We start from the raw sequence: 841 nt of genomic DNA on the forward strand, positions 1-841 counted from the left end.
GTGGCGAACTGCTTGATCAGCGGCGTCGCCACCGATGTCGCCATGGTTTCCGGCGAGGCGCCGGGCAGCGAAGCCGAGACGTTGACCACCGGGAATTCGGCGCTGGGCAGTGCCGCCACCGGCAGGAACTTGTAGGCGAACAGTCCGCCCAGCACGAGGGCGAACGACATCAGAAGGGTGGCGACAGGCCTGCGTATGCAGAATTCGGAGATCATTGGGCTGCCTCGCCGGCGTTGCTCGCCTCGGCCACCTTGGGAGCAGCATTCGCCGTGGCCTTGCCCTCATGCACCGCGGCGCCGTCCTTCAGCCTCGTCTGGCCCTCAGTGACAACTTTCTCGCCGCTTTTCAGCCCCTGGCTGATGGCGCTGTTGTCGCCTTCGGTCAGCGCCACCTGCACCGGCCGCATCTCGACCGTGTTGTCCGGTTTGACGACATAGACGAACGGCCCCTTCTGGCTTGGCTGCACCGCGACCGTGGGAACCGATGTCATCTGCGGCAGGATGCCGGCGTCGAGCACGACATTCACATACTGGCCGGGCCATAGCGAAAGATCGGCATTGGGAATGCTTGCCCGCGTGGCAATCGTGCCCGACGCGGTGTCGACGCTGGAGTCGACGAAATCGAGCGTACCCTTGCCGATCGGCGTCGGGTCACCATCCTTGGTCAGTGTCACCGCGCCCTGCTGCGGGTTGGCGAGCGCCTTGTGCAGCAGGGCCAGGTTACTCTCGGGAAGATTGAAGTTGACCTGCAGGGGGTCCATCTGGGTGATGGTCACCAGCGGGGTCGCCGTGCTGCTGTTGCCATTGCTGACGGTGACGAGATCGCCGACGGCGACGCTGAC

2 protein-coding genes are annotated in these 841 nt (G+C 64.8%); both read right to left on the reverse strand.

Going from position 1 to position 841, the window contains the following annotated elements; all coding sequences use genetic code 11:
• A partial coding sequence (locus EN750_RS36815) for an efflux RND transporter permease subunit (RefSeq protein WP_145968311.1) occupies positions 1 to 215 on the reverse strand: 215 nt, incomplete at its 3' end.
• On the reverse strand, positions 212 to 841 hold a 630-nt coding region (locus EN750_RS36820), incomplete at its 5' end, for an efflux RND transporter periplasmic adaptor subunit (protein WP_127399447.1). The genes EN750_RS36820 and EN750_RS36815, both read right to left, overlap by 4 nt.

Origin of the sequence: Mesorhizobium sp. M7A.F.Ca.ET.027.03.2.1, assembly GCF_003999175.1 — a bacterium.
In the GTDB taxonomy this organism is placed as follows: Bacteria; Pseudomonadota; Alphaproteobacteria; order Rhizobiales; family Rhizobiaceae; genus Mesorhizobium.